Genomic DNA, 23,353 nt, shown 5'->3' with positions numbered 1-23,353 from the left:
TTCGGAGGTTTAGCCATTCACCACATACCGTAGCGACTACCCACTCAACACTCATTCAACATGACGCCATCCCCCTTGAGTGAAGCTGCTCGGGACGCATGGCAGTCGGAACTGACGTGGCGCAGCTACGGTAACTTTATCAGGAGTTGCCCTTGCCGCCATTTTTTTCTGGCCCAGCCGTTCCAGCCATTCTAGCGCTTGCAGACGGAACGATATTTAAAGGTATTTCCATTGGCGCCGCCGGCCATACAACCGGGGAAGTGGTTTTCAATACTTCCATGACCGGTTACCAGGAAATCCTGACCGACCCCAGTTACACGCGTCAGATCGTCACACTGACTTACCCCCATATTGGTAATACCGGCGTCAATCCCGAAGACGTCGAAAGTGGTAAAGTCAGCGCCGCCGGCCTGATTATCCGTGACCTGCCTCTCATGGCATCGAATTTCCGTTCCACCCAATCCCTCTCTGATTACCTGAAAGCTGAAGGCATCGTCGCCATCGCCGGCATCGATACCCGCAAGCTGACGCGCCTGCTGCGCGAAAAAGGTGCGCAGAGCGGCGCCATCCTGACGGGAACTCAGGGCAACGAGCCATCGCCAGCGCAAGCGCTGGACCTGGCCCGTTCCTTCCCCGGCCTGACGGGCATGGACCTGGCCAAGGTGGTTTCGACCACCACTGCCTACGAGTTCACCGAAACCGAATGGACGCTGGGCGAGGGCTACGGCAAATTGAAGGATGCCAAGTACCACGTGGTGGCCTTCGACTACGGCGTCAAGCGCAACATCCTGCGCATGCTGACCGAGCGCGGCTGCAAAGTGACGGTCCTGCCGGCGCAAGCCACCGCGGCCGACGCACTGGCGCTGAACCCGGACGGTATCTTCCTGGCCAACGGCCCGGGCGACCCGGAGCCGTGCGACTACGCCATTGCGGCCAGCAAAGAACTGATCGAGCGCGGCATTCCGACCTTCGGCATTTGTCTGGGCCACCAGATCATGGCGCTGGCCTCCGGTGCCAAGACCCTGAAAATGAAATTCGGCCACCACGGCGCCAACCACCCGGTGCAGGATCTCGATTCCAAAAAGGTGATGATCACCTCGCAGAATCACGGTTTCGCGGTCGACGCGCAAACCCTGCCGGCCAATTGCCGCGTGACCCATGTGTCCTTGTTCGACGGTTCGCTGCAGGGCTTTGCCCGCACCGACAAGCCTGCGTTCTGCTTCCAGGGTCACCCGGAAGCGTCGCCAGGACCAAACGACGTCAGTTACCTGTTTGACCGCTTCATCAGCCTGATGCAAGCCGCGGAGAAAAATTAAATGCCAAAGCGTAGTGATATTAAAAGTATTCTGATTATTGGCGCGGGCCCGATCATCATCGGTCAGGCTTGCGAGTTCGACTATTCCGGCGCCCAGGCCTGCAAGGCTCTGCGCGAAGAGGGTTACAAAGTCATCCTGGTCAACAGCAATCCGGCGACCATCATGACCGACCCCGAAATGGCCGATGTGACGTACATTGAGCCGATCACCTGGAAGGTGGTCGAGCGCATCATCGCCAAGGAGCGTCCAGACGCGATCCTGCCGACCATGGGCGGCCAGACGGCGCTGAACTGCGCGCTCGACCTGCACAACAACGGCGTACTGAAACAGTACAACGTGGAGCTGATCGGCGCCTCGCCGGAAGCGATCGACAAGGCCGAAGACCGTTCCAAGTTCAAGGAAGCGATGACCAAGATCGGTCTCGGTTCAGCGCGCTCGGGCGTGGCCCACTCGATGGAAGAATCGTGGGCAGTGCAGCGCGAGCTGGGCTTCCCGACCATCATCCGTCCATCGTTCACCATGGGTGGCACGGGCGGCGGCATCGCCTACAACGAAGAAGAATTCGAAACCATCTGCAAGCGCGGCCTGGAAGCCTCGCCGACCAAGGAACTGCTGATTGAAGAGTCCCTCATCGGCTGGAAAGAGTACGAGATGGAAGTGGTGCGCGACAAGGCGGACAACTGCATCATCATCTGCTCGATCGAAAACCTGGATCCAATGGGCGTGCACACGGGCGACTCGATCACGGTCGCGCCGGCGCAAACGCTGACGGACAAGGAATACCAGATCATGCGCAACGCCTCGCTGGCAGTGCTGCGCGAAATCGGCGTGGACACCGGCGGCTCGAACGTGCAGTTTGCGATCAACCCGGACGATGGCCGCATGATCGTCATTGAAATGAATCCGCGCGTGTCGCGTTCGTCGGCGCTGGCATCCAAAGCCACCGGCTTCCCGATCGCCAAAGTGGCGGCCAAGCTGGCGGTCGGCTTCACGCTCGACGAACTGCGCAACGAGATCACCGGCGGCGCCACCCCGGCCTCGTTCGAGCCATCGATCGATTACGTCGTCACCAAGATCCCGCGCTTCACGTTCGAAAAATTCCCCGCTGCCGACCAGCACCTGACCACGCAAATGAAGTCCGTGGGTGAAGTGATGGCCATTGGCCGCACCTTCCAGGAATCGTTCCAGAAAGCGCTGCGCGGCCTGGAAGTGGGCGTGGACGGCCTGAACGAAAAGACCAAGGACCGCGAAAAGATCGAAGAAGAACTGGGCGAACCTGGCCCGGACCGCATCTGGTACGTGGGCGACGCCTTTGCTCAAGGCTTCACGCTGGAAGAAGTGCACCAGCTGACCCACATCGATCCATGGTTCCTTATCCAGATCAAGGAAATCGTCGACATCGAACTGTGGCTTGACACCCAGTCGCTGGGCGCGCTCGACAAGCCGCTGCTGTACAAGCTCAAGCAAAAAGGCTTCTCGGACCGCCGCCTGGCCTTCCTGCTGCATACCACCGACAAGGCGGTGCGCGAAGCGCGCCACGCGATGGGCATTCGTCCGGTGTACAAGCGGGTGGACACCTGCGCGGCCGAATTCTCGACTGACACCGCTTACATGTACTCCACTTACGATGAAGAGTGCGAGTCCAACCCTAGCGACAAGAAAAAAATCATGGTGCTGGGCGGTGGCCCGAACCGTATCGGCCAGGGTATCGAATTCGATTACTGCTGCGTGCACGCCGCGCTGGCCATGCGTGAAGACGGCTACGAGACCATCATGGTCAACTGCAACCCGGAGACCGTGTCGACCGACTACGATACTTCCGACCGTCTGTACTTCGAATCGCTGACCCTGGAAGACGTGCTGGAAATCGTCGCCCTTGAAAAACCGGTGGGCGTGATCGTCCAGTACGGCGGCCAGACCCCATTGAAACTGGCACTGGATCTGGAAGCGAACGGCGTGCCGATCGTCGGTACGTCGCCGGACATGATCGACGCTGCCGAAGACCGCGAGCGCTTCCAGCAGATGCTGCAGACGCTGGGCCTGCGCCAGCCGCCGAACCGCACTGCGCGCACCGAACCCGAAGCCATCGAACTGGCCCAGGAAATCGGCTACCCGCTGGTGGTGCGTCCTTCCTACGTGCTGGGTGGCCGCGCGATGGAAGTGGTACACGAGCAGCGCGACCTGGAGCGCTACATGCGTGAAGCGGTCAAGGTATCGCACGATTCGCCCGTGCTGCTGGACCGCTTCCTGAACGACGCGATTGAAGTGGACGTGGACTGTATCTCCGACGGTCACACCACCTTCATTGGCGGCGTGATGGAGCACATCGAACAGGCTGGCGTGCACTCGGGCGATTCGGCCTGCTCGCTGCCACCGTATTCGCTTACGCCCGAGACGATTGAAGAACTCAAGCGCCAGACCTCGCTGATGGCCAAGGGCCTGAACGTGGTTGGCCTGATGAACGTGCAGTTCGCGATCCAGAAGCAGGAACGCGATGGCGAAATGCGCGACACCGTGTATGTGCTGGAAGTGAACCCGCGTGCATCGCGCACGGTGCCATTCGTGTCCAAGGCCACCGGTCTGCAGCTGGCGAAAATCGCCGCGCGCTGCATGGTCGGCCAGAGCCTGGCGGCGCAGGGCATCACCAAGGAAGTGATCCCGCCGTTCTACAGCGTGAAAGAAGCCGTGTTCCCGTTCGTGAAATTCCCGGGCGTCGACACCATTCTCGGACCAGAGATGAAGTCGACCGGTGAAGTCATGGGCGTTGGCATGACCTTCGGTGAAGCCTTCGTCAAGTCGCAGATGGGCGCCGGCGTCAAGCTGCCGGAAACTGGCAAGGTGTTCCTGTCGGTGAAAGGCTCGGACAAGCCGCGCGCCATCAAGGTGGCACGTGACCTGCACGAGATGGGCTTCCAGGTTGCCGCCACCAAGGGCACCGCCGCCGTCATCAACGCCGCCGGCATTCCTTGCCAGGCAGTTAACAAGGTGATCGAAGGCCGTCCGCACGTGGTCGACATGATCAAGAACCACGAGATCGCCCTGGTGATCAACACCGTGGAAGAGAAACGCAGTGCGATCGTCGACTCGCGCGCCATCCGGATTTCGGCTTTGGCGTCGCGCGTGACGACTTACACTACAATAGCGGGTGCCGAGGCTGCGGTCGAAGGCATGCGTCATCTCGACGAGTTGCGCGTGTATGATTTACAAGGTCTGCATAAAACCTTAAACTAAGCCGTTGGCAGTACCCTTAACCACAGAGCTCGCGCAGTATTGCTGCGCGCCTCTGTGGTTTTCACTTTTGCGTAGAAACGTTAATACGATATGAACACTACTGTTCCACTTACCAAATACGGCGCCGAACTGCTCAAGGAAGAGCTGCACCAGCTCAAGACCAAGGAACGCCGCATCGTGATCGACGCGATCGCAGAAGCGCGCTCGCATGGCGACCTGTCCGAAAACGCGGAATACGACGCTGCCAAGGAGCGCCAGGCCTTCGTTGAAGGCCGTATCGCCGAACTCGAAGGCAAGCTTGGTTCCGCCCAGATCATCGACCCGGCCACCCTGGACGCCGAGGGGCGCGTGGTGTTTGCCTCGACGGTCGACCTGGAAGACCTGGAAAACGGCCAGAAAGTGACCTACCAGATCGTCGGCCTTGACGAAGCGGATCTCAAGCTGAACAAGATTTCCGTGACCTCGCCAATTTCGCGCGCGCTGATCGGCAAGTACGCCGGCGACGTGGTGGAAGTGCAGGCGCCGTCCGGCCCACGCGAATACGAAATCCTCGAAGTCAAATACATCTGATGCTTCTCGCCAAGGCGCGGCTGCTGCTGATCACGCTGTGGGCGGGTAGCCTGTGGACGGTCGGCTATCTGGTCGCGCCGACGCTGTTCGGCACGCTGGCAGACCGCGCGCTGGCCGGCACGATTGCTGGCAGCATGTTTCGGGTGGAGGCGTGGTTGTCGCTGGTGTGTGGGGCCGCCGTGATCGGCTTGCTGTACGCCGCAAAGGACGTGACGGTTCAGCGACGCAAGACGCTGGTGCTGATCGTGGTGGGGATGTTGGTATGCACTCTGGTTAGCCACTTCGGCCTGCAGCCGGTGATGGCATCGATGCGCGAAGCAGGGGACAGAGCCAGCTTCGGCATGCTGCACGGGGTCTCGATGGTGCTGTACCTGGTGCAGGCGGTGCTGGCGGTAATACTGGTAGTCAAGAACCCGTAGCCACCCCATTAAGATTAGCTACAACATCGTCCTCGCGAAGGCGGGGACCTATGCCACATTACCGAAGTTGTTCAGCATGCTATAGGCCCCCGCCTCCGCGAGGGCGATGTGGTGACTGACCTTAAGCCAGCACGCTCTTCTTGGTGCTCTTCTGACGCGGTTTCGCGCGCTTGATTGAACCACCTTCTGTCACGCGCTCATTTCCCTTGATCATGACCTTGGTCACGCTTGGACGCTTGGTGCCGCTGGCACTGGCCTTGACGATGGTCACTTCGCGCATGCCCTTGCCGGACTTGGTGCTGCGCTCTTTGACCACTTCCTTTTTCGGGCGGTAGATCACCAGCAGCTTGCCGATGTGCTGAACCGGATGGGCTTGCAGTTCGGTGCAGATGTTTTCGTAAATTTCCGTGCGCATCTCGCGGTCGTCGCCGAACACGCGGACCTTGATCAGGCCGTGCGAATCGAGGCTGGCCGAGATTTCTTTCATGACGGAGGGCGTCAAGCCCGCTTCGCCAATGATCACGACCGGCTTCAGGCCGTGGGCTTCAGCGCGCAGGGCGCTGCGCTCGACGGGTGTAAGTTTTTGCATAATATTTTAGATAATCCTTTAAAAGCAGTATTCTACGCGAATGGCCAAGAACAAATTAAACAAAAACTGGTTGCACGACCATATCAACGACCCCTACGTCAAGTTGGCGCAGAAAGAGGGTTACCGTGCACGCGCCGCCTACAAGCTCAAGGAAATTGACGAGAGTGAAAAGCTGATCAAACCCGGCCAGGTCATCGTCGACCTTGGCTGCACGCCGGGCAGCTGGGGCCAGTACACGCGCCGCAAGCTGGCCGGTAAAGACGGCGGGGGCATCAATGGCACCATTATCGGGCTCGACATGCTGCCGATGGAGCCCATCGCCGATATGCACTTTATTCTGGGCGACTTCCGCGAGGCGCGCATCCTGCGTCAGCTTGATACCATTCTGGCTGGCCGCAAATGCGATCTGGTGCTGTCGGACATGGCGCCTAACTTGTCGGGTATTCCCACCGCCGATGCCGCGCGCATGGAGCATTTGATCGACCTGGCAATCGAGTTTTCGCAGTTTCACATGAAGCCGTCGGGCGCGCTGGTGGTAAAGTGTTTTAAAGACATGGGTTTTAGCCAGATCGTTGAAAAGTTCCGTGCTGAATTCAAGGTCGTGAAACAGATCAAACCGAAGGCGAGCCGGGACAAATCCTCCGAGATTTTCCTTGTTGGCAAAGGATTAAAGAATCCATCTGCCACCAACACCGCACTGGAAGACGATTCAGCCCTTGATATTTGACGACTTGGGCCGCACATCAGACGGGAAAACAGTGCGAAAAGCATGCGAATTGAGTAAGAATCGCGGGTTTTCGCCAGTTTTTTCGACCCCGCAGCGGGGCGCGCGTGGCACCGGCTGCTTATTACGAGTAAAATCGGCGTTCTGAAATCGGTAGAAGATGCGCCTGCATCGAAGGAGTTTTCGTGAATAATATGTTTTCCAAGTCGGCCATCTGGGTAGTCGTAGCCCTGCTGTTATTCATGCTGTTCCGCAATTTCGAGGGGGCAGGCACGAGCGGCAACAGCAAAACCATTGCTTACTCGGAACTGCTCGGGGAAATCAAAGCGAACCGCATCAAGGATGTCCTGATTCAGGGCAACCAGATCACCGCGACCCGTACTGATGATTCCAAGGTCACCACCACCACCACCCAGCTCGACCGTGGTCTGATCGGTGACCTGGTCAATAACAACGTCCATTTCGACACCAAGCCGCCTGAAGAGCAAGGCTTCCTGTCGACCATCTTGATTTCGTGGTTCCCCATGCTGCTGTTGATTGGCGTATGGATCTTCTTCATGCGCCAGATGCAGGGCGGCGGCAAGGGCGGTGCTTTCTCCTTCGGCAAGTCCAAAGCGCGCATGATGGATGAAACCAACAATACCGTCACCTTCGCCGACGTCGCCGGTTGCGACGAAGCGAAAGAAGAAGTCAACGAAATCGTCGATTTCCTGAAAGACCCAACCAAGTTCCAGAAGCTGGGCGGCCGTATTCCCCGCGGTGTACTGATGGTGGGCCCACCGGGCACGGGTAAGACTCTGCTGGCGCGCGCCATTGCCGGTGAAGCCAAGGTGCCGTTCTTCTCGATTTCCGGTTCCGACTTTGTTGAAATGTTTGTCGGCGTGGGCGCCAGCCGCGTGCGCGACATGTTCGAGAATGCCAAAAAGCATTCGCCTTGCATCATCTTTATTGACGAGATTGATGCTGTTGGCCGCCATCGTGGTGCCGGCATGGGCGGCGGCAATGACGAACGTGAACAGACCCTGAACCAGTTGCTGGTTGAGATGGACGGCTTCGAAGCAAGCTCTGGCGTGATCGTCGTCGCGGCCACCAACCGTGCCGACGTGCTGGACAAGGCACTGCTGCGTCCAGGCCGTTTCGACCGCCAGGTCATGGTTGGCTTGCCCGACATCCGCGGCCGTGAACAGATCCTGAACGTGCATATGCGCAAGGTACCTATCGCAACCGACGTCAAGGCCGACATTCTGGCCCGTGGCACGCCTGGTTTCTCGGGCGCCGACCTGGCCAATCTGGTTAACGAAGCAGCGCTGTTTGCGGCCCGCCGCAGCAAGCGCCTGGTGGAAATGACCGATTTCGAAGACGCGAAAGACAAGATCTACATGGGTCCTGAGCGTAAGTCGATGGTCATGCGCGAAGAAGAGCGCCGCAACACTGCTTACCACGAGTCTGGCCACGCCGTGATCGCCAAGCTGCTGCCCAAGGCCGATCCTGTCCACAAGGTCACGATCATGCCGCGTGGCTATGCACTGGGCCTGACCTGGCAGTTGCCAGAGCACGATGCGCTGTCCGGTTACAAGGACAAGATGCTGGAAGAGATCTCGATCCTGTTCGGTGGCCGTATTGCCGAAGAAATCTTCGTCGGCCAGATGTCGACCGGTGCCTCCAACGACTTCTCGCGTGCCACCAAACTGGCGCGCTCGATGGTGACCCGTTTCGGCATGAGCGACAGTATGGGCGTCATGGTCTACGAAGACAGCGAGAACGAAGGTTTCTTCGGTGGTGCCACGAAGACCATTTCTGAAGCGACCCAGCAAAAGGTCGACGCTGAAATTCGTGCCATTCTCGACAAGCAGTACGCCCTGGCGCGCCGCTTGCTTGAAGAAAACCGCGACAAAGTCGAAAAAATGACCCGTGCACTGCTCGACTGGGAAACCATCGACGCTGACCAGATCAACGACATCATGGCAGGCAACGAGCCACGTGCGCCCAAGTCGGGCATCCTGACCAAACGTCCACCTTCGGGTGACAATGGTTCGGACGGCGTCTCGCCAAACGCGACCGCGCCCGCCTGATTCGTTTCATATCTGAATTGCAGTATATAATGCCGCTCTGGCAACAACAGAGCGGCATTTTTATTTCATGATTTGCAATACAATCCAATCAAGAAACTGAATGCGACATTATCTGCAATGTGGCCGTTTTGGCTTTTCCCTGGGGCGCAAGGCATTGGTCATGGGGATTTTGAACGTGACGCCGGATTCGTTCTCCGATGGGGGCAAGTTCCAGTCGCTTGAATTTGCCGTGTCCCGCGCCGAGGAAATGATTGCCGAAGGCGTCGACATGATCGACATCGGCGGCGAATCCACCCGGCCAGGGGCGCCCAGTGTGCCGCTGGCGCAGGAACTGGAACGCATCATGCCCGTGCTGTACGCCTTGCGCGAGATGGGCAAGCCACTCTCGGTCGATACGTACAAGCCGGAAGTGATGCGTGAAGCCATTTTGGCCGGGGCCGACATGATCAACGACGTCAACGCCTTCCGTGCACCTGGTGCGCTGGCGGCGGTGGCCGAGAGCGATTGTGGCCTATGCGTGATGCATATGCAGGGCCAGCCGCACGACATGCAGCGCGACCCGCATTATGTAGACGTGGTGAATGAAGTAATCGGTTTCCTGAAGGAACGCGTGGAAGCGATGGTCGGCGCTGGCATCGAACGCGAACGCATCTGCGTGGATCCGGGATTTGGGTTCGGCAAAACGGTGGAGCATAATTTTGCCTTGCTGCGCAACATTGGCACGATCCAGCGCGAACTGGGCCTGCCGGTGCTGGCTGGTTTGTCGCGCAAGTCGATGATTGGCGCGGCCACCGGCAAGCCGGTTGAGCGGCGTCTGGCAGGCAATCTGGCGGGCGCGCTCGCTGCGGTAGCGCACGGCGCCCGCATCGTGCGCGTGCATGATGTAGTCGAAACGGTGGATGCCTTGAACGTGTGGCACCTTGCCACCGAAAATTAATTTTTGAGAAGAGCACATATGGCACGTAAATATTTTGGTACAGATGGTGTCCGCGGTCTGGTCGGCGTGGCGCCAATCACCCCTGATTTTGTGATGCGTCTCGGCCACGCGGCCGGCAAGGTCCTGGCCAAGTCCAGCAGCTCCGCCACTGGCCGTCCGACTGTGCTGATTGGCAAAGACACCCGTATTTCCGGCTACATGCTGGAATCGGCCCTGGAAGCCGGCTTCAATGCTGCCGGGGTCGATGTGCTGCTGGCAGGGCCGACGCCCACGCCGGCCGTTGCCTACCTGACACGGGCCTTGCGTCTGTCGGCCGGCGTCGTCATTTCCGCTTCACACAATCCCTACCAGGACAACGGCATCAAGTTCTTCTCCGAACACGGCACCAAGCTGGCTGACGCGGTCGAGCTGGAAATCGAAGAAATGATTGATGTCCCGATGGAGTGCGTGTCGCCCGAAAAAATGGGCCGCGCCAAGCGCCTGCAACACTCGCAGGGCCGCTACATCGAATTTTGCAAGAGCACCTTCCCGAACGAGCTGGACTTGCGCGGTCTGCGCATCGTGGTCGACTGCGCCCATGGCGCGGCCTACGATATCGCCCCGCACGTGTTCCACGAACTGGGCGCCGAAGTCATCGCCATCGGCGCCAAGCCGGACGGCTTTAACATCAACGCCGGCTTTGGCGCTACCGCACCAAAAGCCATGTCCGACGCCGTGCTCGAGCACCGCGCCGACCTGGGCATCGCGCTGGACGGCGACGCCGACCGCCTGGTCATGTGCGACAGCAAGGGCCGTGTCTACAACGGCGACGAGCTGCTCTACATCATGGTCCGCGACCGCATGTCAACCGGCCCGGTCGCCGGCGCCGTGGGCACCCTGATGACCAATATGGCGCTCGAAGTGGCCTTCAAGGAACTGGGCATCGGCTTTGCCCGCGCCAAGGTGGGCGACCGTTACGTGCTGGAAGTCATGCAAGAGAAGGGCTGGCTGTTTGGCGGGGAAGGCTCGGGCCACTTGCTGGCATTGGACAAGCACACCACCGGCGATGGTATCGTTTCGGCACTGCAAGTGCTGTCGGCGCTAAAGCGCAGTGGCAAGGGCCTGGATGAATGCTGCAGCGAGCTGACCTTGTACCCGCAGACCCTGATCAATGTGAAAGTGCCAGCCGGCTTCGACTGGACCAAGAATCCTGCCATGGTCGCTGAAAAAGAAGCTGCCGAGAAAGAACTTGGCGACGCTGGCCGCGTGCTGATCCGTGCTTCCGGCACCGAACCCCTGATCCGGGTGATGGTGGAAGCCAAGTCGGCCGCATTGGCCGAATCATCGGCACGCCGCATTGCGGACAAAGTCGCAGCCTGATTCCGGTCCGCAATAGCCGTTAGCACATACGTCACCTCGCGAAGTTGACGCGTTTGCGGCGGCGACGTATAATACAGCCTTCGGAGTGTGGCGCAGTCCGGTAGCGCACCTGGTTTGGGACCAGGGGGTCCAAGGTTCGAATCCTTGTACTCCGACCAAGTATTAAGGACGGGCTGTCATTCATTGACAGCCCGTTTTCATTTCAGCTACGCTTTTCTGCGTGGCAAAGACTGCCCATAGCTCAGTTGGATAGAGCATCAGCCTTCTAAGCTGAGGGTCACAGGTTCGATTCCTGTTGGGCAGGCCAAAACCTCATTTGCTCTCATCTGCTGGTGTTTCCTAGGTAGAATACGGGCCCTCGCTGGCTCGAAGTGGTTGCCTTCCGGCAGCGCGCCCCACGCTCACGCGATCGGCCTGGCAAAGAATGCATATGAAAACAGCTATTCCAGACTTTACCCAACAGGAAATCGATGCGATCTATCGTGTCATGGCTCAGCGGCGCGACGTGCGCCATTTCGTCCCGGATGCCGTTGACCCGACGGTGCTGACCCGTATTCTTGGCGCGGCGCATCTGGCACCCAGTGTCGGCCTGATGCAGCCCTGGCGCTTCATCCGGATTCAGGATGCTGCGCTGCGCGCACAGATGGTGCAACTTGTTGAAGCCGAGCGCGACTGTACCGCCAGCGCCCTGGGCGAGCGCGCTGACGCGTTTCTGCGCTTGAAGGTCGAGGGCTTGCGCGAGTGCGGCGAAGTCATCGTTGTAGCGCTCATGGGGCAGCGTGAAGCCCACATTTTCGGGCGCCGCACCATGCCCGAAATGGACCTTGCCTCAGTCGCGTGCGCCATTCAAAACATGTGGCTGGCATCGCGTGCGGAAGGGCTGGGCATGGGCTGGGTGTCTTTATTTGAACCGCAAGCGCTGGCCCAATTGCTGGCCATTCCGCCCGGCGCGACGCCGGTGGCAATCATCTGCCTGGGCCACGTTGAAAAATTTTATCCCAAGCCAATGCTGGAGATGGAAGCCTGGGCGCAGCGGCGTACGCTGGTCGATCTGGTCTACACCGATCAATGGGGTGGGGCGGTTTGAAGTGTTCGATCAAAAGTTGCTTATCTTAAAAGACTATTGCAACAAATTGTTACCAAATGCGAAAGCAGAGGGCGGAGCAGCCGAACTCTGGCAGACTGGCGTCTTTTCGCTGTGGGCATTATGATAACAGCCCTTGTGGCTGCCCCAAGCACACGTGCGGTGCGATTGCACGCGTCAACGGTGTTGCTATCCAAGTTGCATATCTGTAAAAATTCGCACCGCTGCGCCTGAAGTTCTCGCGCGCGGTCCAGACCTTGCTGCAGCTTTTGCTGCACTACCTATTTCGGCACTGGACGCGGCTATACCCGCGTGTGCCTTCAAGAAGGAAGATGAAGATGGCGATGATGTCGCGGCAGTACCTTTGGAATTTTTCCCGATGACGGTGGGTGTGAAAGACGCCAGACCGCAATTTGGCTTGATCAATTTGTTGAAAGCAGCTGCGGCTCAATTGATTGTTCTGCATCACCTGGCCTTGTACGGTCCCATGTCGGACTACGCTCGCCCGATCATGCCGGCCCTGCTGGACTGGCTGGAGGATTGGGGACGTCTGGCGGTGCAGGTGTTCCTTGTGATGGGTGGCTTTCTCGCTGCCAAATCATTGTCGCCGAAAGGCTTCGCAGGCTTGTCCACTCCCTTGCAGACGATTTGGAAGCGTTACGCAAAGCTGGTGCCGCCGTTTCTGGTGGCCATGATGCTGGCCGTGGCAGCGTCAGCCCTGGCGCGCACCTGGATGAATCACGACTCGATTTCGCCACCCGCCAGCCTGGACCAGATGCTTGCCCACGCATTTCTTCTGCACGGCGTACTCGGCTATGAATCCCTCTCTGCCGGCGCCTGGTATGTTGCCATCGATTTCCAGTTGTACGCCATGTTTGCAGCAATGCTCTGGCTGTTGGGACGGCTTGCCGGCAGTGAGACACGGCCATGGCTGATGCCGGTTGCCATTGCGCTGTGTGCCAGTGCGTCCGTGTTGTACTTCAACCTCGATGGCGACTGGGACGTATGGGCGCCTTACTTCTTTGGCAGTTACGGACTGGGCATCGTGGCATGGTGGGCCAGCGAGCGCACGCGTCCGACGCACAATGTGCTGCTGTTGCTGGCCATGATCTTGCTGCCGACCTTGCTTGCCTTGGTGATTGAATTCCGTGAACGAATTGCCCTGGCGGTAGCGGTCGCGGTGGTGCTGTATTTGTTTGGTCGTGCCCGCTTACCACTGCAATCGAGCCGGGTGTTCAAATCCATCAATGGGCTTGGCCGGATCTCGTATTCGATATTCCTGGTGCACTTCCCGGTGTGTCTGGTCGTAAATGCAGCCTTCGTGCGTTTTTTTCCCACCGATCCGTACTGGCAAGGCGCAGGCGTGCTCGTAGCCTGGGGTGCCAGTCTGGGCGCTGGAGCATTGTTTTTCCACCTTGTTGAAGCCCCGCTGGGCCGTCTCTGGCAGCCTGCCGTGCGCCAGCCGCAGCGCTATCGCAATTTCGCGGCCTTGCCGACGCAAATGTAGTCTGTGAACTATTGCTGTTCGATTGAAAATTTTCTGTTTGGTCTGGTGAGGTATCCGGCAAGTAGGCCAATGACGATGCCTATTACATGTGCTTCGTTTGCAGCGTCCTGACTATAAATCCACGAGACGAATACGTTCATGACGCCAAATGAGACAAGTGTGAAAGCAAAACTTTTGGGAAACAGCTCGGGATGGCGCCATGCGGTGCCGGCGCAGAAACCGAGCATTGCCAGTGTGCCGGCTGATACGCCCACGTAACTTGTGAATAGTGGATCTCCAACTAGCCAGGTTGTGATGGCGCCTGCGGCTGATCCAGTGAGGAAAGTGAGGGCGGAAACGGGACGCGAAATCTTCGCCGAAATGATTCCGACGAGGACGGTGAGACAGCTATTGCTGGCCCAGTGAACAAGGTCATGATGAATAAATGGGCCGGTCAACAGGCGCCAATATTCGCCTTGTTCCAAACCCCGGAACGTGGTTCCAAATTGATGCAGGTAGGGTGCTGCGCCGCCGAGCCACGATTCACACCCAAACTGAGTGGCGCCGGCTCCCAGCATGGTGCATCCCCAAAATATAAGATCGGGTCGGGATGTTGTTCTTACCCAATTGGCGAATAGTGCTCGCTCTTTCGTTGCATCGATCTTGCGTAAAACTGTGGCGTAGTCGGACATCAAAAATGCGGACAGTCCGATCAGTAAGGCCGCGAATTGCCATCCATCTGATGCATCATTCGCTTGCCCTGCCAGAGCACATATCGATGCGCAGAGTAAAAGAAACTGAATGCTCAGTCGACTGCGGAATAAAAATTTCGTGTGGGCTTGTGCGCTGATTTCTTCGACGCAAAGTGGGGGAAGCAGTTGAGTGGAGTGGGGCGATGAAATTAACACCGATGAGAGAGGGTGCCACTTGGCGATTGCTTCTTGGACTGCCGCAAGACCCAATGCTGAAGGCTGGGCAGCGCCCGTTTTGCTGACTTGCCATTCGCCGACCTTGGTTATTGGGAAGCGGCATGTCGATCGCCAATTCATTTTGGCCTCCTTGTGAAAGGGGGCCCGGTGTATTACTACCGGCCGGGCCAGAGAATGTCTTCAATCGTCGTTATTGATTCAAATATTCCAGTACAAAATGTCCGACAATTGCCGCACATCCGACCCCGATCACGACCGGACTTGCTGCAGCAAACGCCATCAACCCTAGTGTTGCAGCGACAGCCGATCCTGCACCGCGCCGGGCGCCGCTGACCTGATCAATCTCATCTAAATTTAGCTCTTGCATACAATCCTCCTTGATGAGTGGGAGAAAATCGTCCTCCCGCGAATTTCCTCTCTTCTCGGAGAGGTGAGGTAACAATAGCGCTGGCCATCAAGAGCCTTATGCGTCGGCACAATTTTTTTCGAGAACGTTTCGCCCGGACTTCCGCATATCAAGAGTGACGCAGCCCAAGCGCGATTCTTCAAACGGCTGTTGTCCGCAATTTTGGTATTGCTCTGATCTAATTTGGTATGCGATGTATGCATATTGGTGTTATATTGGTATTGCGACCTTATTTTCTATGAAACATTGCATCGTGCTTCGCGCGTAAACCGGTCGTAGAACCATCCGCTGCTGGCGGTCATATAACATTTAAAAAATGGAGTCAAAATTGAACAGGACTATCATCAATAGCCTCATCTGTGGCCTGGTGGGCGGGACACTGGCGGCTTGCGGCGGCGAATCGTCGCAATCGAATCAACAAACTAAATTGCTTGCCGAGACAACGGTATGCTATGCCGCGTGGAGCAGCAGCGCCGTCTACACTGGCGGCAATACCGTTAGCTACAATGGCGTGAACTACACTGCCGCCTACTGGACCCAGGGCGACAATCCTGCGACCAATAGCGGCGCAGCAGGTAGTGGGAAGCCTTGGACTGTAGGCACCTCGTGCGGCGCGACCCCGACGCCAACACCGACCCCAACCCCGACGCCAACGCCAACGCCAACGCCGACCCCGACACCAACACCAACACCAACACCAACACCGACGCCAACACCAACACCAACGCCAACACCAACACCAACGCCATCCTGCGCCGTGTGGGCGGAAGGCGTTACCTACACGGCTGGCAAAGTTGTCAGCTATCTGGGCGTGTCGTACACGGCCCTTGTTACCCATACCGCGTACGTGGGCACGAATTGGAATCCGAAGGACTCGCCAACCTTGTGGGGTGCCGGCGGCAATTGCACGACGCCTACACCAACGCCAACGCCAACGCCAACGCCAACGCCGACCCCGACCCCAACGCCGACCCCGACGCCGACGCCAACCCCAACCCCAACGCCAACCCCAGGTCTGGCCAAGCACGCGCTGGTTGGCTACTGGCATAACTTCACCAATCCGGCTGGTAATACTTACCCGATTGGACAGGTCAGCAATGACTGGGACGTCATCGTCGTGTCGTTTGCCGACAATGCGGGCAACGGTAACGTCAGCTTTACACTTGATCCGAACGCGGGCAGTGAAGCCCAGTTCATTGCCGATATCAAGGCCAAGAAAGCGGCCGGCAAGAAGGTGATTCTCTCGCTGGGCGGGCAGAATGGCTCGGTCTCTGTCGGGTCGACTGCCGAGGCGACCAATTTCACCAATTCCTTGTACGCGATCATCACCAAGTACGGCTTTGACGGGATCGACCTCGATCTCGAAAACGGCGTCTCGCAGGGCGCGGCGATCCAGACCTACTTGCCGATTGCAGTCAAGAATTTGAAAGCCAAGGTTGGCGCCAGCTTCTATCTGTCCATGGCGCCAGAATGGGTCTACGTGGAAGGCGGGTTCACCAGTTATGGCTCGATCTGGGGCGCGTACATTCCGATCATCAATGCCTTGCGTAACGAGCTGACGATCTTGCACCCGCAGTACTACAACAACGGCAATATCTACACGCCGTACTCGAGCGGTGCGCTCACCGCTGGTTCGACCGATCAGCTGGTGGCCACGGCCAAGATGCTGATCGAGGGCTTTACCTACGGCGGCAACAACTTTGCAGGTTTGCGTCCGGATCAGGTCGGCTTTGGTGTGCCGTCTGGCCCAAGCTCGGCTGGCTCAGGCTTCACCACCACGACAAACGTGAATAATGCGCTCAAGTGTCTGACACAATTGCTCAATTGCGGCACGATCAAACCGGTGAAAGCCTATCCGGAGTTCCGCGGCGTAATGACCTGGTCGATCAACTGGGACAAGCATGACGGCTACAACTTCTCGGCTCCCGTCAAGGCGACCCTGAAGACCTTGCCGTAAGCAAAAGCGTACCTTGCCGTGCCGGAAGGCCGGAGTCTGTTTCTTGCAGGCTCCGGCCTTTGTTATTTTTTTAGCGATGTTGCCCAAGATCGGCTATAGTGGGGGGCTTATCTTGCTACCTCAACCACATATCTTATCGTTTGTGCCAGCTACATTGCCATGCTAAACACTGATCAGCCGAATAACAAGACTGCAAGACTTGCCGGTTTGCTTTATCTGATTGTGGTGATCACTAGCTTGTTCAGCCTGGTATATGTGCCGGCCGGCCTTGGCCTGCGCGGCAACGCTCTGCAGATCGTGCGCAGTTTGCACGAGGACGAAACCCTGTACCGCCTGGGCATGATGGCGTCCGTCCTGTGCTACACGGCTTTTTTCCTCCTGCCACTCGTGCTGTACCGTTTATTGTCCGGCTACGGACGCTATGCTGGCGCGCTGATGGTGACGTTTGCTTTGCTCAGTGTTCCGATTGCACTTAGCAATCTGCGCCATCAGTTTGAAGTGCTGTCGTTATTAAATGATGCGAATCTCTTGCACATCTATTCACCGCGACAGCTCAGCGCCAAGATTGTGCTCGCGCTGGACCAGTATGCCAGCGGTTTGTTAGTGAGCAAGTTATTCTGGGGATTGTGGCTGGCACCGTTCGGCTATCTGGTCTTCAAATCGGGGGTATTGCCGAAGTTTTTAGGTATCTTGCTGATGTTTGGCTGTGTCGCTTATCTGGTGGATCTGGGCGGCGTCGTGCTTGTCGCGAATTACAAGCACAGCTTTATGGGCAACTATGCAAGCATGCCGGCAGCCGTGGGCGAGATCGCCATCGGCTTGTGGCTGCTCATCATGGGGGCCCAGCGCCAGAGTCAGCGCCGCCCGATCGAGCCGCAGCCCGTGAATACGCTCACTGCCTTTCCGCCTCGAATGACGGAACCGTTAAAGCCACGTTGATGGGGGAACGCCGTCATCGACCCGGTTGCGGCAGCGGTCGTATTTCGAATAGCGCGCGCCTTGCCTGGCTCGGCTGAATCTGCCTGATCTTCTGGCGGCTTGCCTGGCGAAGGCGTACCCGCATCCACGTGCGCCCCAGCAGGTTCCTGCGTTCCCGCATGGGTACCAGCAATACCGTCGACCGCCTGCGGACTATCGCTGCCAATCGATTGTTCGTGTCCTGTATCGTGTGCGCCATGCATGATCTCGCTCCAGTGTAAAAGCAAGCGTCATGGTCGCGCCAAACCCAGGTGGGCACCGTCAGCACACACCTTGTTCCCGTGTAGGACAGGCCCTTTGTTCAGGCAGCTTTTAGTTCCAGCGAACCCTGTGGATCTTTGCTCTTGCTGCGCGGTGGCAACGGGTCGGCGCAGGCGACCAGTCGTTCGGCAGGGTAGGGCTGATAGACCGCATCATCGTTGACAAGCGCGCCCTCAAGCCACCCTTGATACTGGTCCGGTTCCAGCAGAACCAGCATGCGCTTTTCGTCACCAGGCTTGTGAAATTGCATCATCAGCGGGTGGCTGTCTGCATTGATCGTCAGCATCGAAAATGACAGTACGGGTAAGCCGTCCGGACCTTCAGCCTTCCATTCCCAGATCCCCGCAATGCTCAAGGGCTGCGCATCGGCATGTTCGATGCGCCAGCGCACGGCCTTGCCGCTGGCATAGTTCGGCTCATAAAAATTCTCCGCGGGGACAATGCAGAACTGATTGCGTTTCCATGCATTGCGAAACGACGGCTTGGTGGCGACCGTTTCGGTACGCGCGTTATAGGTTTGGCGGGCCAGCTTCATGTCGGCCCAATGCGGTACCATGCCAAACACGGCGGGTATGCATTCCATCTCGCCCGCCACCTCGCGCGATTCGCGCAACACGGGCGCGACGTAACCAGGGAACGATTCAGGCGGGAAGTCGAATGCCGCACGTTCCAGGCCGTAATGGTGACTGAAGGCTTCGCGTTTGCTGGGAGTGTAATTGGCGCACATGTGCGTCATCGTACCGCGTTTTTTTGTGCGCGTCAGGCCCCGGCGCGCAGGCGTCCCAGCACGTTGCCGGCAAGGCGGGTGGCGGTGGCAAGCGGATGGCGGATGCCATAGCCCTGACGAACCATATTTTGCGGCATAAAAAACCGAAAGAAGCGCAACAGCGCCGTGTTGTTGGCGGTACGAAAGCGCCCGTTGACGTGCGTGGTGTTAAACCCATATTCGTTCGTAAACATGAACACGGCGCTGCTTGAACTCATCGAGATATCAAATGCGCTACCTGGCGGTAAAGCGATATAGCCCGACACGTAAGAAAACCTGACGCTCAAACGCAAATCCGGAAAGTGAATCCGGAGCGGCTTGATCAGGCCGAGACGCTCCAACGCATGCGGCAGCAGCGGGAGGTGGGCGGCGATGACTTTGCGGTAACGGGTAAATGCCGCTTTCAGGTCGGCCAGACTGGCGCTCGGTTCAGGCGGCAACAAAGGGCGTGTCATGCATCCTAACTGCTCCCAATGCGCCACCGCCGCCTGGCTCATGCGGACTGTATTGCCGGCTGTGGCGTGATCCAGATCGACACTGTCGCCCGGCTTCATGAACCGCAGGTTCTCGGTGTCTTGCGACAGACTGGACCACTGCCGAATGGTGTAAGCCGAGTTTTGATAGTCGTTCAGGTAGCTGTTTTCGATGCTGCAAAATGCCACGAACGAGGCAAACGGAATCGTCAGGCCCGGCGCCAGGGTGCGCATTTGCAAACTGATGCGCTCACGCTTTTCGGCTGCGGCGCGCCTGCGCAAGCCTGGCTCGAAAGGGTTGCCGACCCAGTTGGCATAGCCGAACTGCGTGAAGAGAATATCAATCTTGTCGGTGACGGGCGCGATGCTTGTGCGCACCTTCCGGCACAAGGCCTGGGTCGATACCGGGCAGTCATTCAAATTGAGGATGAACCGTTTGCCCGATTGGATCAGGCAATACGAATCGCCTTCGGCAAAGGGATACACGGTAATGGACAGCTTGCGGTCAAGCGTGATGGTAATGCCGGGGGCGCATTCAATGACGTCGAAGCCATTTTTCTTGAGGAAGGCGAGTACCCGGCGGTCCCTGGTTTGCTGGTACAGCATGGTTACTTTGCCTGGAAACGCTTGCTTGAGTTTCTGGATGAAGGTGATGGAAAAGTGATCGGGATGTTCGTGTGAAAACCAGATGAAGGTATTGCATTTGCGCGCTGCCAGCTCGCCAATCAGGCCCGCGTTGGACGTTGTGCTGTCCAGCAGGCGCCAACCGTTGTTAAACACGGTCCCTTCCACCCAGGGATCGACCAGCAGCAAGCTTTCGCCGTTGGCAATATAAAAACTGGCATGGTTGACGAACTTGAGCTGATTGGTCATGGCGGCGATGTCCGGTGGCATTTCAGGTGGCCGTGCCGAATGCCCACGCCCGGCGCCTGACGAAGCATCAATCCATACTAATTGGGGACCTGGGAGTGACCTTGATGCCCGACAAGCCGGGGCACTAGCGTGAGGGCCGGTAGCGCTCGTAAATGGCACGCATGGTACCGCGCTGACGAAGCGCAATAATGGCGCGGTTGACCCGGTCCAACTGCAGCTTGCCGCGGGGCGGCAGCGCACAGAAGGTGTCGAACGAACGCACTGTCAGCACGGCTGGGTTGAGCTGGGCGCTCTGGGGATGGACCATGCGTTGATAGTCGAAATAAAGCGAGTTCGACACCATGTAATTGAAGCGTTTCCCGAGCAGCTTGCTGGTATTCAGATCGTCGCTGGCGGCATCGTCGCGCGCAAAACTGCGTCCCAGCGCTTGCTCCATCTCGGGATAACGGTAGCCGAGCAGGGTGCCGACCCGTTGCCCGCTCAGGCCGGACAGCGCGGGCAAGGTCGCGGTATCGATACGGCTGACAACGATCATATTGTTCGAGAAAACCGTACCGGTCCACAGCCAGCCCTTGCGGTCCAGCCATTCAGGCCGTAAATCGCATAATAAGTCCGCTTGTCCATCAAGCAATGCGGCCTCGACCCGTTTACGCGGCAAATTCAGGTAACGTGGCTCAAGCTTTAGCTCCAGCGCCAGAGCATCGCCAAAATCCTTCAGCAATCCCGAGCTCAGCATTTCACCGTGAAATTGCGTCATTGGCATGGCGCTGCCAGTCGAAACGGCAAAGGTCAGCGTGTCGGCCCAGACCGGGCCCGACATGCCCAAAAGTGAAAATAACAGGAAGCCAGTCTTCATTGCAGCATCATAGCGCGGGCATGTATTGCTTGGCGCACTCAGTTTTCCTCCTATAAATTCAACCGTGCGCAATCTTTTCGCTTAGAATTCGGGGGCGATCTCCCCAATAGAAGGTTTTATGGCATCACCAGCAGTTCAGCGCGCGTCATCCGCCAGTCAGGCCGACCGGCGCCTCGCCTGGGGCTTGCTGGTGTCGCTGCTGCTGCACGCTTTGCTGTTGCTGTTGCAGTTCGGGGTCACGAATCTGGGCTTGCAGGGCGCCGCGCCGCCGCTGACCGTGCGCATCGCACCCGCGCCGCCTGCGGCCCCGGTGCCGGAGCCCGTTCCCGCCGCTGTGCCCGATACGCCAGCACCATTGCCATCGAAGCCATTGGCAACGACTGGCATGCGCCTGGTCAATCCCGTGGTGGAAGCGGCGCCTGCCCCTGCGCCGCCGCCCAAAGCCCGCCCAGCCGTCAGGAAAGACAAACCGCGCCGTGCCCGCCGCATCAGCCCGCCGGTGCCTGCACGCGATACCGTGGTCGAACCTGCGCGCGTCATTACCCAGGACAATGTGCGCAACGACTTTACTGTGCCGCTGGAACGGCCGGAAGAGGCCGAAGAAAAGACGCTTGATCTGGCGAAATCACGTCATGGCGAAGACGACGGCGATGCCGAGACCAGCGCTGCCGCCGAAGCGGCTGCTGCCAAGGCAGGCTTGATCAAGGCCGCCGAGGAGGCGGAAGCGCGCAAACTGGCTGAGGAGGCCAAGCTGGCGGAGCAGGAGGCAGCGCGCAAAGCGGCCGAGCAGGAGAGGTTGCAAAAACAGCTGGCGCTGGCCGAACAAGCCAAATTGGACGACGAGCGCAAGCAGTCCGACCTGGTCGCTGCACAACAGATCGCGCAGGCAAAGGCCGAGCAGCAGAAACTGGAACAGGCGCGTCTTGCGCAGCAGCGCCTGGACCAGGAAAAGTTGGCACAGCAACAGCTTGAACAGCAGCGACTCCAACAGACGAAGGCAGATCAGCAAAAGGCCGACGAAAAAAGGATAGAGCAACAGAAAGTCGAGCTGCAACAACTTGAGCAGCAGAAGTTGCAGCAACAGAAGCTCGAGCAGCAGAAACAAGAACAGCAGAAACTGGAACAGCAGAAGCTCGAACAGCAAAAACTGGAGCGCCAGAAGCTCGATCAGCAAAAACTCGATCAGCAAAAACTCGATCAGCAAAAGCTGGAGCAACAAAAACTCGAGCAGCAGCGGATCGAGCAGCAGAAAGCCGAGCAGCAGAAAGCCGAGCAACAGAAAGCCGAGCAACAGAAGATCGAGCAGGAAAGGGCCGCCCAGGAAAGGGCCGCCCAGGAAAAGGCTGCTCAGGAAAGGGCCGCCCAGGAAAGGGCCGCGCAGCAGCGTGCCGATCAGCAGAAAGCGGACCAGCAGCGCGCTGACCAGGCTGCACAAAAGGCCGCTCAGCAGGCGGCCCAGCAGGCAGGACAGCCACGCGGCACCGCACCTGCGGGCACCCCGTCCAGCGGTAGCGGCACCGAAGGCAAAGGCCCCGGTGCCGGCGGCACTGGCGGGCCGCAAATTCCACGCAATATGCTCGGCAGCGATGCGGCCAACCGCGCGCGCGACCTGGTCAAAGGACTCGACGTGTTGCGCGGGGATCCGCCGCGCACGCCGCCGCCACTGCGCGAGGGGCGCCGCGTCGCCGTTGGTGCCAACGAACGCGATCTGCCGTTGCGCATGTATGTGGAAAGCTGGCGCCAGAAAATCGAACGCAACGGTGGCATCAACTATCCGCGCGCCTGGGCCGATGAAGACAAGACCGATCCGCTGGTCAGTGTTGCCGTGCGCAGCGATGGCACCGTGGAAGATGTCACCATCATCATCTCCAGCGGCCGCGCCGACATGGACGAGGCGGTTCGCCGCATCGTGCGGGTCAACGCCCGCTATTCCCCGTTCCCGTCGCAAATTGCGCAGCGCTACGACGTGATCGAGATCCGCCGTGTCTGGCGCTTCGATGACAAGCTCAAACTGCTGGAAGAATTGCGCTAGCGTCAGCGCTCGATTCCCCGCGGAAGGTCCCGGGT

The 23,353-nt window shown here is 58.5% G+C and carries 19 protein-coding genes and 2 tRNA genes; 15 read left to right on the top strand and 6 right to left on the bottom strand.

Annotated features, from left to right (window positions below; all coding sequences use genetic code 11):
* Positions 1-152: 152 nt before the first annotated feature.
* From carA to BUC24_RS12075, 4 genes are all read left to right on the top strand, one after another.
* Positions 153-1,316 (top strand): glutamine-hydrolyzing carbamoyl-phosphate synthase small subunit, encoded by a 1,164-nt coding sequence (gene carA / locus BUC24_RS12090; RefSeq protein WP_073216190.1) that lies wholly within the window; start codon positions 153-155, stop codon positions 1,314-1,316.
* Positions 1,317-4,547 (top strand): carbamoyl-phosphate synthase large subunit, encoded by a 3,231-nt coding sequence (carB, locus tag BUC24_RS12085; protein ID WP_073216187.1) that lies wholly within the window; start codon positions 1,317-1,319, stop codon positions 4,545-4,547.
* Between the two features lie 90 nt (positions 4,548-4,637).
* Positions 4,638-5,117, top strand: a complete 480-nt coding sequence (greA, locus tag BUC24_RS12080; RefSeq protein WP_073216184.1) for a transcription elongation factor GreA — start codon at positions 4,638-4,640, stop codon at positions 5,115-5,117.
* The gene (locus BUC24_RS12075; RefSeq protein ID WP_073216181.1) at positions 5,117-5,536 is read left to right on the top strand and encodes a DUF4149 domain-containing protein; all 420 of its coding nucleotides are present in this window, start codon (positions 5,117-5,119) and stop codon (positions 5,534-5,536) included. The genes greA and BUC24_RS12075 overlap by 1 nt, the downstream gene beginning before the upstream one ends.
* A gap of 121 nt (positions 5,537-5,657) precedes the next feature.
* On the opposite strand, the gene yhbY is transcribed toward BUC24_RS12075, so the two are convergent.
* Positions 5,658-6,125: a ribosome assembly RNA-binding protein YhbY gene (gene yhbY / locus BUC24_RS12070; RefSeq protein ID WP_073216177.1), complete on the bottom strand. Its 468-nt coding sequence runs from the start codon at positions 6,123-6,125 to the stop codon at positions 5,658-5,660.
* Between the two features lie 40 nt (positions 6,126-6,165).
* Between yhbY and BUC24_RS12065 the strand changes: the two genes are divergently transcribed.
* From BUC24_RS12065 to BUC24_RS12030, 8 genes are all read left to right on the top strand, one after another.
* A complete protein-coding gene (locus tag BUC24_RS12065) occupies positions 6,166-6,852 on the top strand; it encodes an RlmE family RNA methyltransferase (RefSeq protein WP_073216174.1) in 687 nt (228 codons plus the stop codon).
* A gap of 182 nt (positions 6,853-7,034) precedes the next feature.
* Complete coding sequence (gene ftsH, locus BUC24_RS12060) at positions 7,035-8,921, top strand: ATP-dependent zinc metalloprotease FtsH (protein ID WP_073216171.1); 1,887 nt, start codon at positions 7,035-7,037, stop codon at positions 8,919-8,921.
* A gap of 100 nt (positions 8,922-9,021) precedes the next feature.
* Positions 9,022-9,858 (top strand): dihydropteroate synthase, encoded by an 837-nt coding sequence (gene folP / locus BUC24_RS12055; protein ID WP_073216168.1) that lies wholly within the window; start codon positions 9,022-9,024, stop codon positions 9,856-9,858.
* Positions 9,859-9,876: 18 nt separating this feature from the next.
* On the top strand, positions 9,877-11,217 hold the full coding sequence (glmM, locus tag BUC24_RS12050; RefSeq protein WP_073216165.1) for a phosphoglucosamine mutase: 1,341 nt from the start codon (positions 9,877-9,879) through the stop codon (positions 11,215-11,217).
* An 81-nt stretch (positions 11,218-11,298) separates the two neighbouring features.
* Positions 11,299-11,375, top strand: a tRNA-Pro gene (locus BUC24_RS12045).
* 72 nt (positions 11,376-11,447) lie between these two features.
* Positions 11,448-11,524, top strand: a tRNA-Arg gene (locus BUC24_RS12040).
* 123 nt (positions 11,525-11,647) lie between these two features.
* Entirely contained in the window at positions 11,648-12,304 is a 657-nt protein-coding gene (bluB, locus tag BUC24_RS12035) for a 5,6-dimethylbenzimidazole synthase (RefSeq protein WP_073216161.1), read from the top strand.
* 361 nt (positions 12,305-12,665) lie between these two features.
* On the top strand, positions 12,666-13,808 hold the full coding sequence (locus BUC24_RS12030; RefSeq protein ID WP_307188462.1) for an acyltransferase family protein: 1,143 nt from the start codon (positions 12,666-12,668) through the stop codon (positions 13,806-13,808).
* A gap of 8 nt (positions 13,809-13,816) precedes the next feature.
* Here the strand turns inward: BUC24_RS12030 and BUC24_RS26310 are convergent, their stop codons facing one another.
* Positions 13,817-14,836 carry a rhomboid family intramembrane serine protease gene (locus tag BUC24_RS26310; RefSeq protein ID WP_083598890.1) on the bottom strand — a complete coding sequence of 340 codons (1,020 nt, stop codon included), beginning with the start codon at positions 14,834-14,836 and terminating at the stop codon, positions 13,817-13,819.
* A 70-nt stretch (positions 14,837-14,906) separates the two neighbouring features.
* A complete protein-coding gene (locus BUC24_RS26935; RefSeq protein ID WP_178372534.1) occupies positions 14,907-15,083 on the bottom strand; it encodes a hypothetical protein in 177 nt (58 codons plus the stop codon).
* Between the two features lie 367 nt (positions 15,084-15,450).
* Here BUC24_RS26935 and BUC24_RS26305 point away from each other — a divergent pair, with 367 nt between their 5' ends.
* Together BUC24_RS26305 and BUC24_RS12010 are read left to right on the top strand one after the other, a co-directional pair.
* Positions 15,451-17,079 carry a chitinase gene (locus BUC24_RS26305; RefSeq protein WP_178372533.1) on the top strand — a complete coding sequence of 543 codons (1,629 nt, stop codon included), beginning with the start codon at positions 15,451-15,453 and terminating at the stop codon, positions 17,077-17,079.
* A 159-nt stretch (positions 17,080-17,238) separates the two neighbouring features.
* Complete coding sequence (locus BUC24_RS12010) at positions 17,239-18,018, top strand: DUF4386 domain-containing protein (RefSeq protein WP_073216152.1); 780 nt, start codon at positions 17,239-17,241, stop codon at positions 18,016-18,018.
* Positions 18,019-18,358: 340 nt separating this feature from the next.
* Here BUC24_RS12010 and BUC24_RS12005 read toward each other — a convergent pair whose 3' ends face one another.
* The 3 genes from BUC24_RS12005 to BUC24_RS11995 form a co-directional block, all read right to left on the bottom strand.
* Positions 18,359-19,045 carry an SOS response-associated peptidase gene (locus BUC24_RS12005; protein ID WP_178372532.1) on the bottom strand — a complete coding sequence of 229 codons (687 nt, stop codon included), beginning with the start codon at positions 19,043-19,045 and terminating at the stop codon, positions 18,359-18,361.
* Positions 19,046-19,077: 32 nt separating this feature from the next.
* Positions 19,078-20,451, bottom strand: a complete 1,374-nt coding sequence (locus BUC24_RS12000; protein ID WP_073216145.1) for an MBL fold metallo-hydrolase — start codon at positions 20,449-20,451, stop codon at positions 19,078-19,080.
* Positions 20,452-20,554: 103 nt separating this feature from the next.
* Complete coding sequence (locus tag BUC24_RS11995; protein WP_229448187.1) at positions 20,555-21,358, bottom strand: substrate-binding periplasmic protein; 804 nt, start codon at positions 21,356-21,358, stop codon at positions 20,555-20,557.
* 46 nt (positions 21,359-21,404) lie between these two features.
* Between BUC24_RS11995 and BUC24_RS11990 the strand changes: the two genes are divergently transcribed.
* A complete protein-coding gene (locus BUC24_RS11990; protein WP_073216138.1) occupies positions 21,405-23,318 on the top strand; it encodes a TonB family protein in 1,914 nt (637 codons plus the stop codon).
* The last annotated feature ends 35 nt before the right edge of the window (positions 23,319-23,353 follow it).

The sequence above is a fragment of the Massilia sp. CF038 genome (assembly GCF_900129765.1).
Lineage (GTDB): Bacteria > Pseudomonadota > Gammaproteobacteria > Burkholderiales > Burkholderiaceae_D > Telluria_A.
This window is presented reverse-complemented; position numbering and strand designations above follow the sequence as displayed.

What these genes read in the sequence shown, in the direction of transcription:
- carB (WP_073216187.1), top strand. Translation starts at nt 1,317, where the DNA reads ATGCCAAAGCGTAGTGATATTAAAAGTATTCTGATTATTGGCGCGGGC.
- greA (WP_073216184.1), top strand. Translation starts at nt 4,638, where the DNA reads ATGAACACTACTGTTCCACTTACCAAATACGGCGCCGAACTGCTCAAG.
- BUC24_RS12075 (WP_073216181.1), top strand. Translation starts at nt 5,117, where the DNA reads ATGCTTCTCGCCAAGGCGCGGCTGCTGCTGATCACGCTGTGGGCGGGT.
- yhbY (WP_073216177.1), bottom strand. Translation starts at nt 6,125, where the DNA reads ATGCAAAAACTTACACCCGTCGAGCGCAGCGCCCTGCGCGCTGAAGCC.
- BUC24_RS12065 (WP_073216174.1), top strand. Translation starts at nt 6,166, where the DNA reads ATGGCCAAGAACAAATTAAACAAAAACTGGTTGCACGACCATATCAAC.
- folP (WP_073216168.1), top strand. Translation starts at nt 9,022, where the DNA reads ATGCGACATTATCTGCAATGTGGCCGTTTTGGCTTTTCCCTGGGGCGC.
- glmM (WP_073216165.1), top strand. Translation starts at nt 9,877, where the DNA reads ATGGCACGTAAATATTTTGGTACAGATGGTGTCCGCGGTCTGGTCGGC.
- bluB (WP_073216161.1), top strand. Translation starts at nt 11,648, where the DNA reads ATGAAAACAGCTATTCCAGACTTTACCCAACAGGAAATCGATGCGATC.
- BUC24_RS26310 (WP_083598890.1), bottom strand. Translation starts at nt 14,836, where the DNA reads ATGAATTGGCGATCGACATGCCGCTTCCCAATAACCAAGGTCGGCGAA.
- BUC24_RS26935 (WP_178372534.1), bottom strand. Translation starts at nt 15,083, where the DNA reads ATGCAAGAGCTAAATTTAGATGAGATTGATCAGGTCAGCGGCGCCCGG.
- BUC24_RS12010 (WP_073216152.1), top strand. Translation starts at nt 17,239, where the DNA reads ATGCTAAACACTGATCAGCCGAATAACAAGACTGCAAGACTTGCCGGT.
- BUC24_RS12005 (WP_178372532.1), bottom strand. Translation starts at nt 19,045, where the DNA reads ATGTGCGCCAATTACACTCCCAGCAAACGCGAAGCCTTCAGTCACCAT.
- BUC24_RS12000 (WP_073216145.1), bottom strand. Translation starts at nt 20,451, where the DNA reads ATGCCACCGGACATCGCCGCCATGACCAATCAGCTCAAGTTCGTCAAC.
- BUC24_RS11990 (WP_073216138.1), top strand. Translation starts at nt 21,405, where the DNA reads ATGGCATCACCAGCAGTTCAGCGCGCGTCATCCGCCAGTCAGGCCGAC.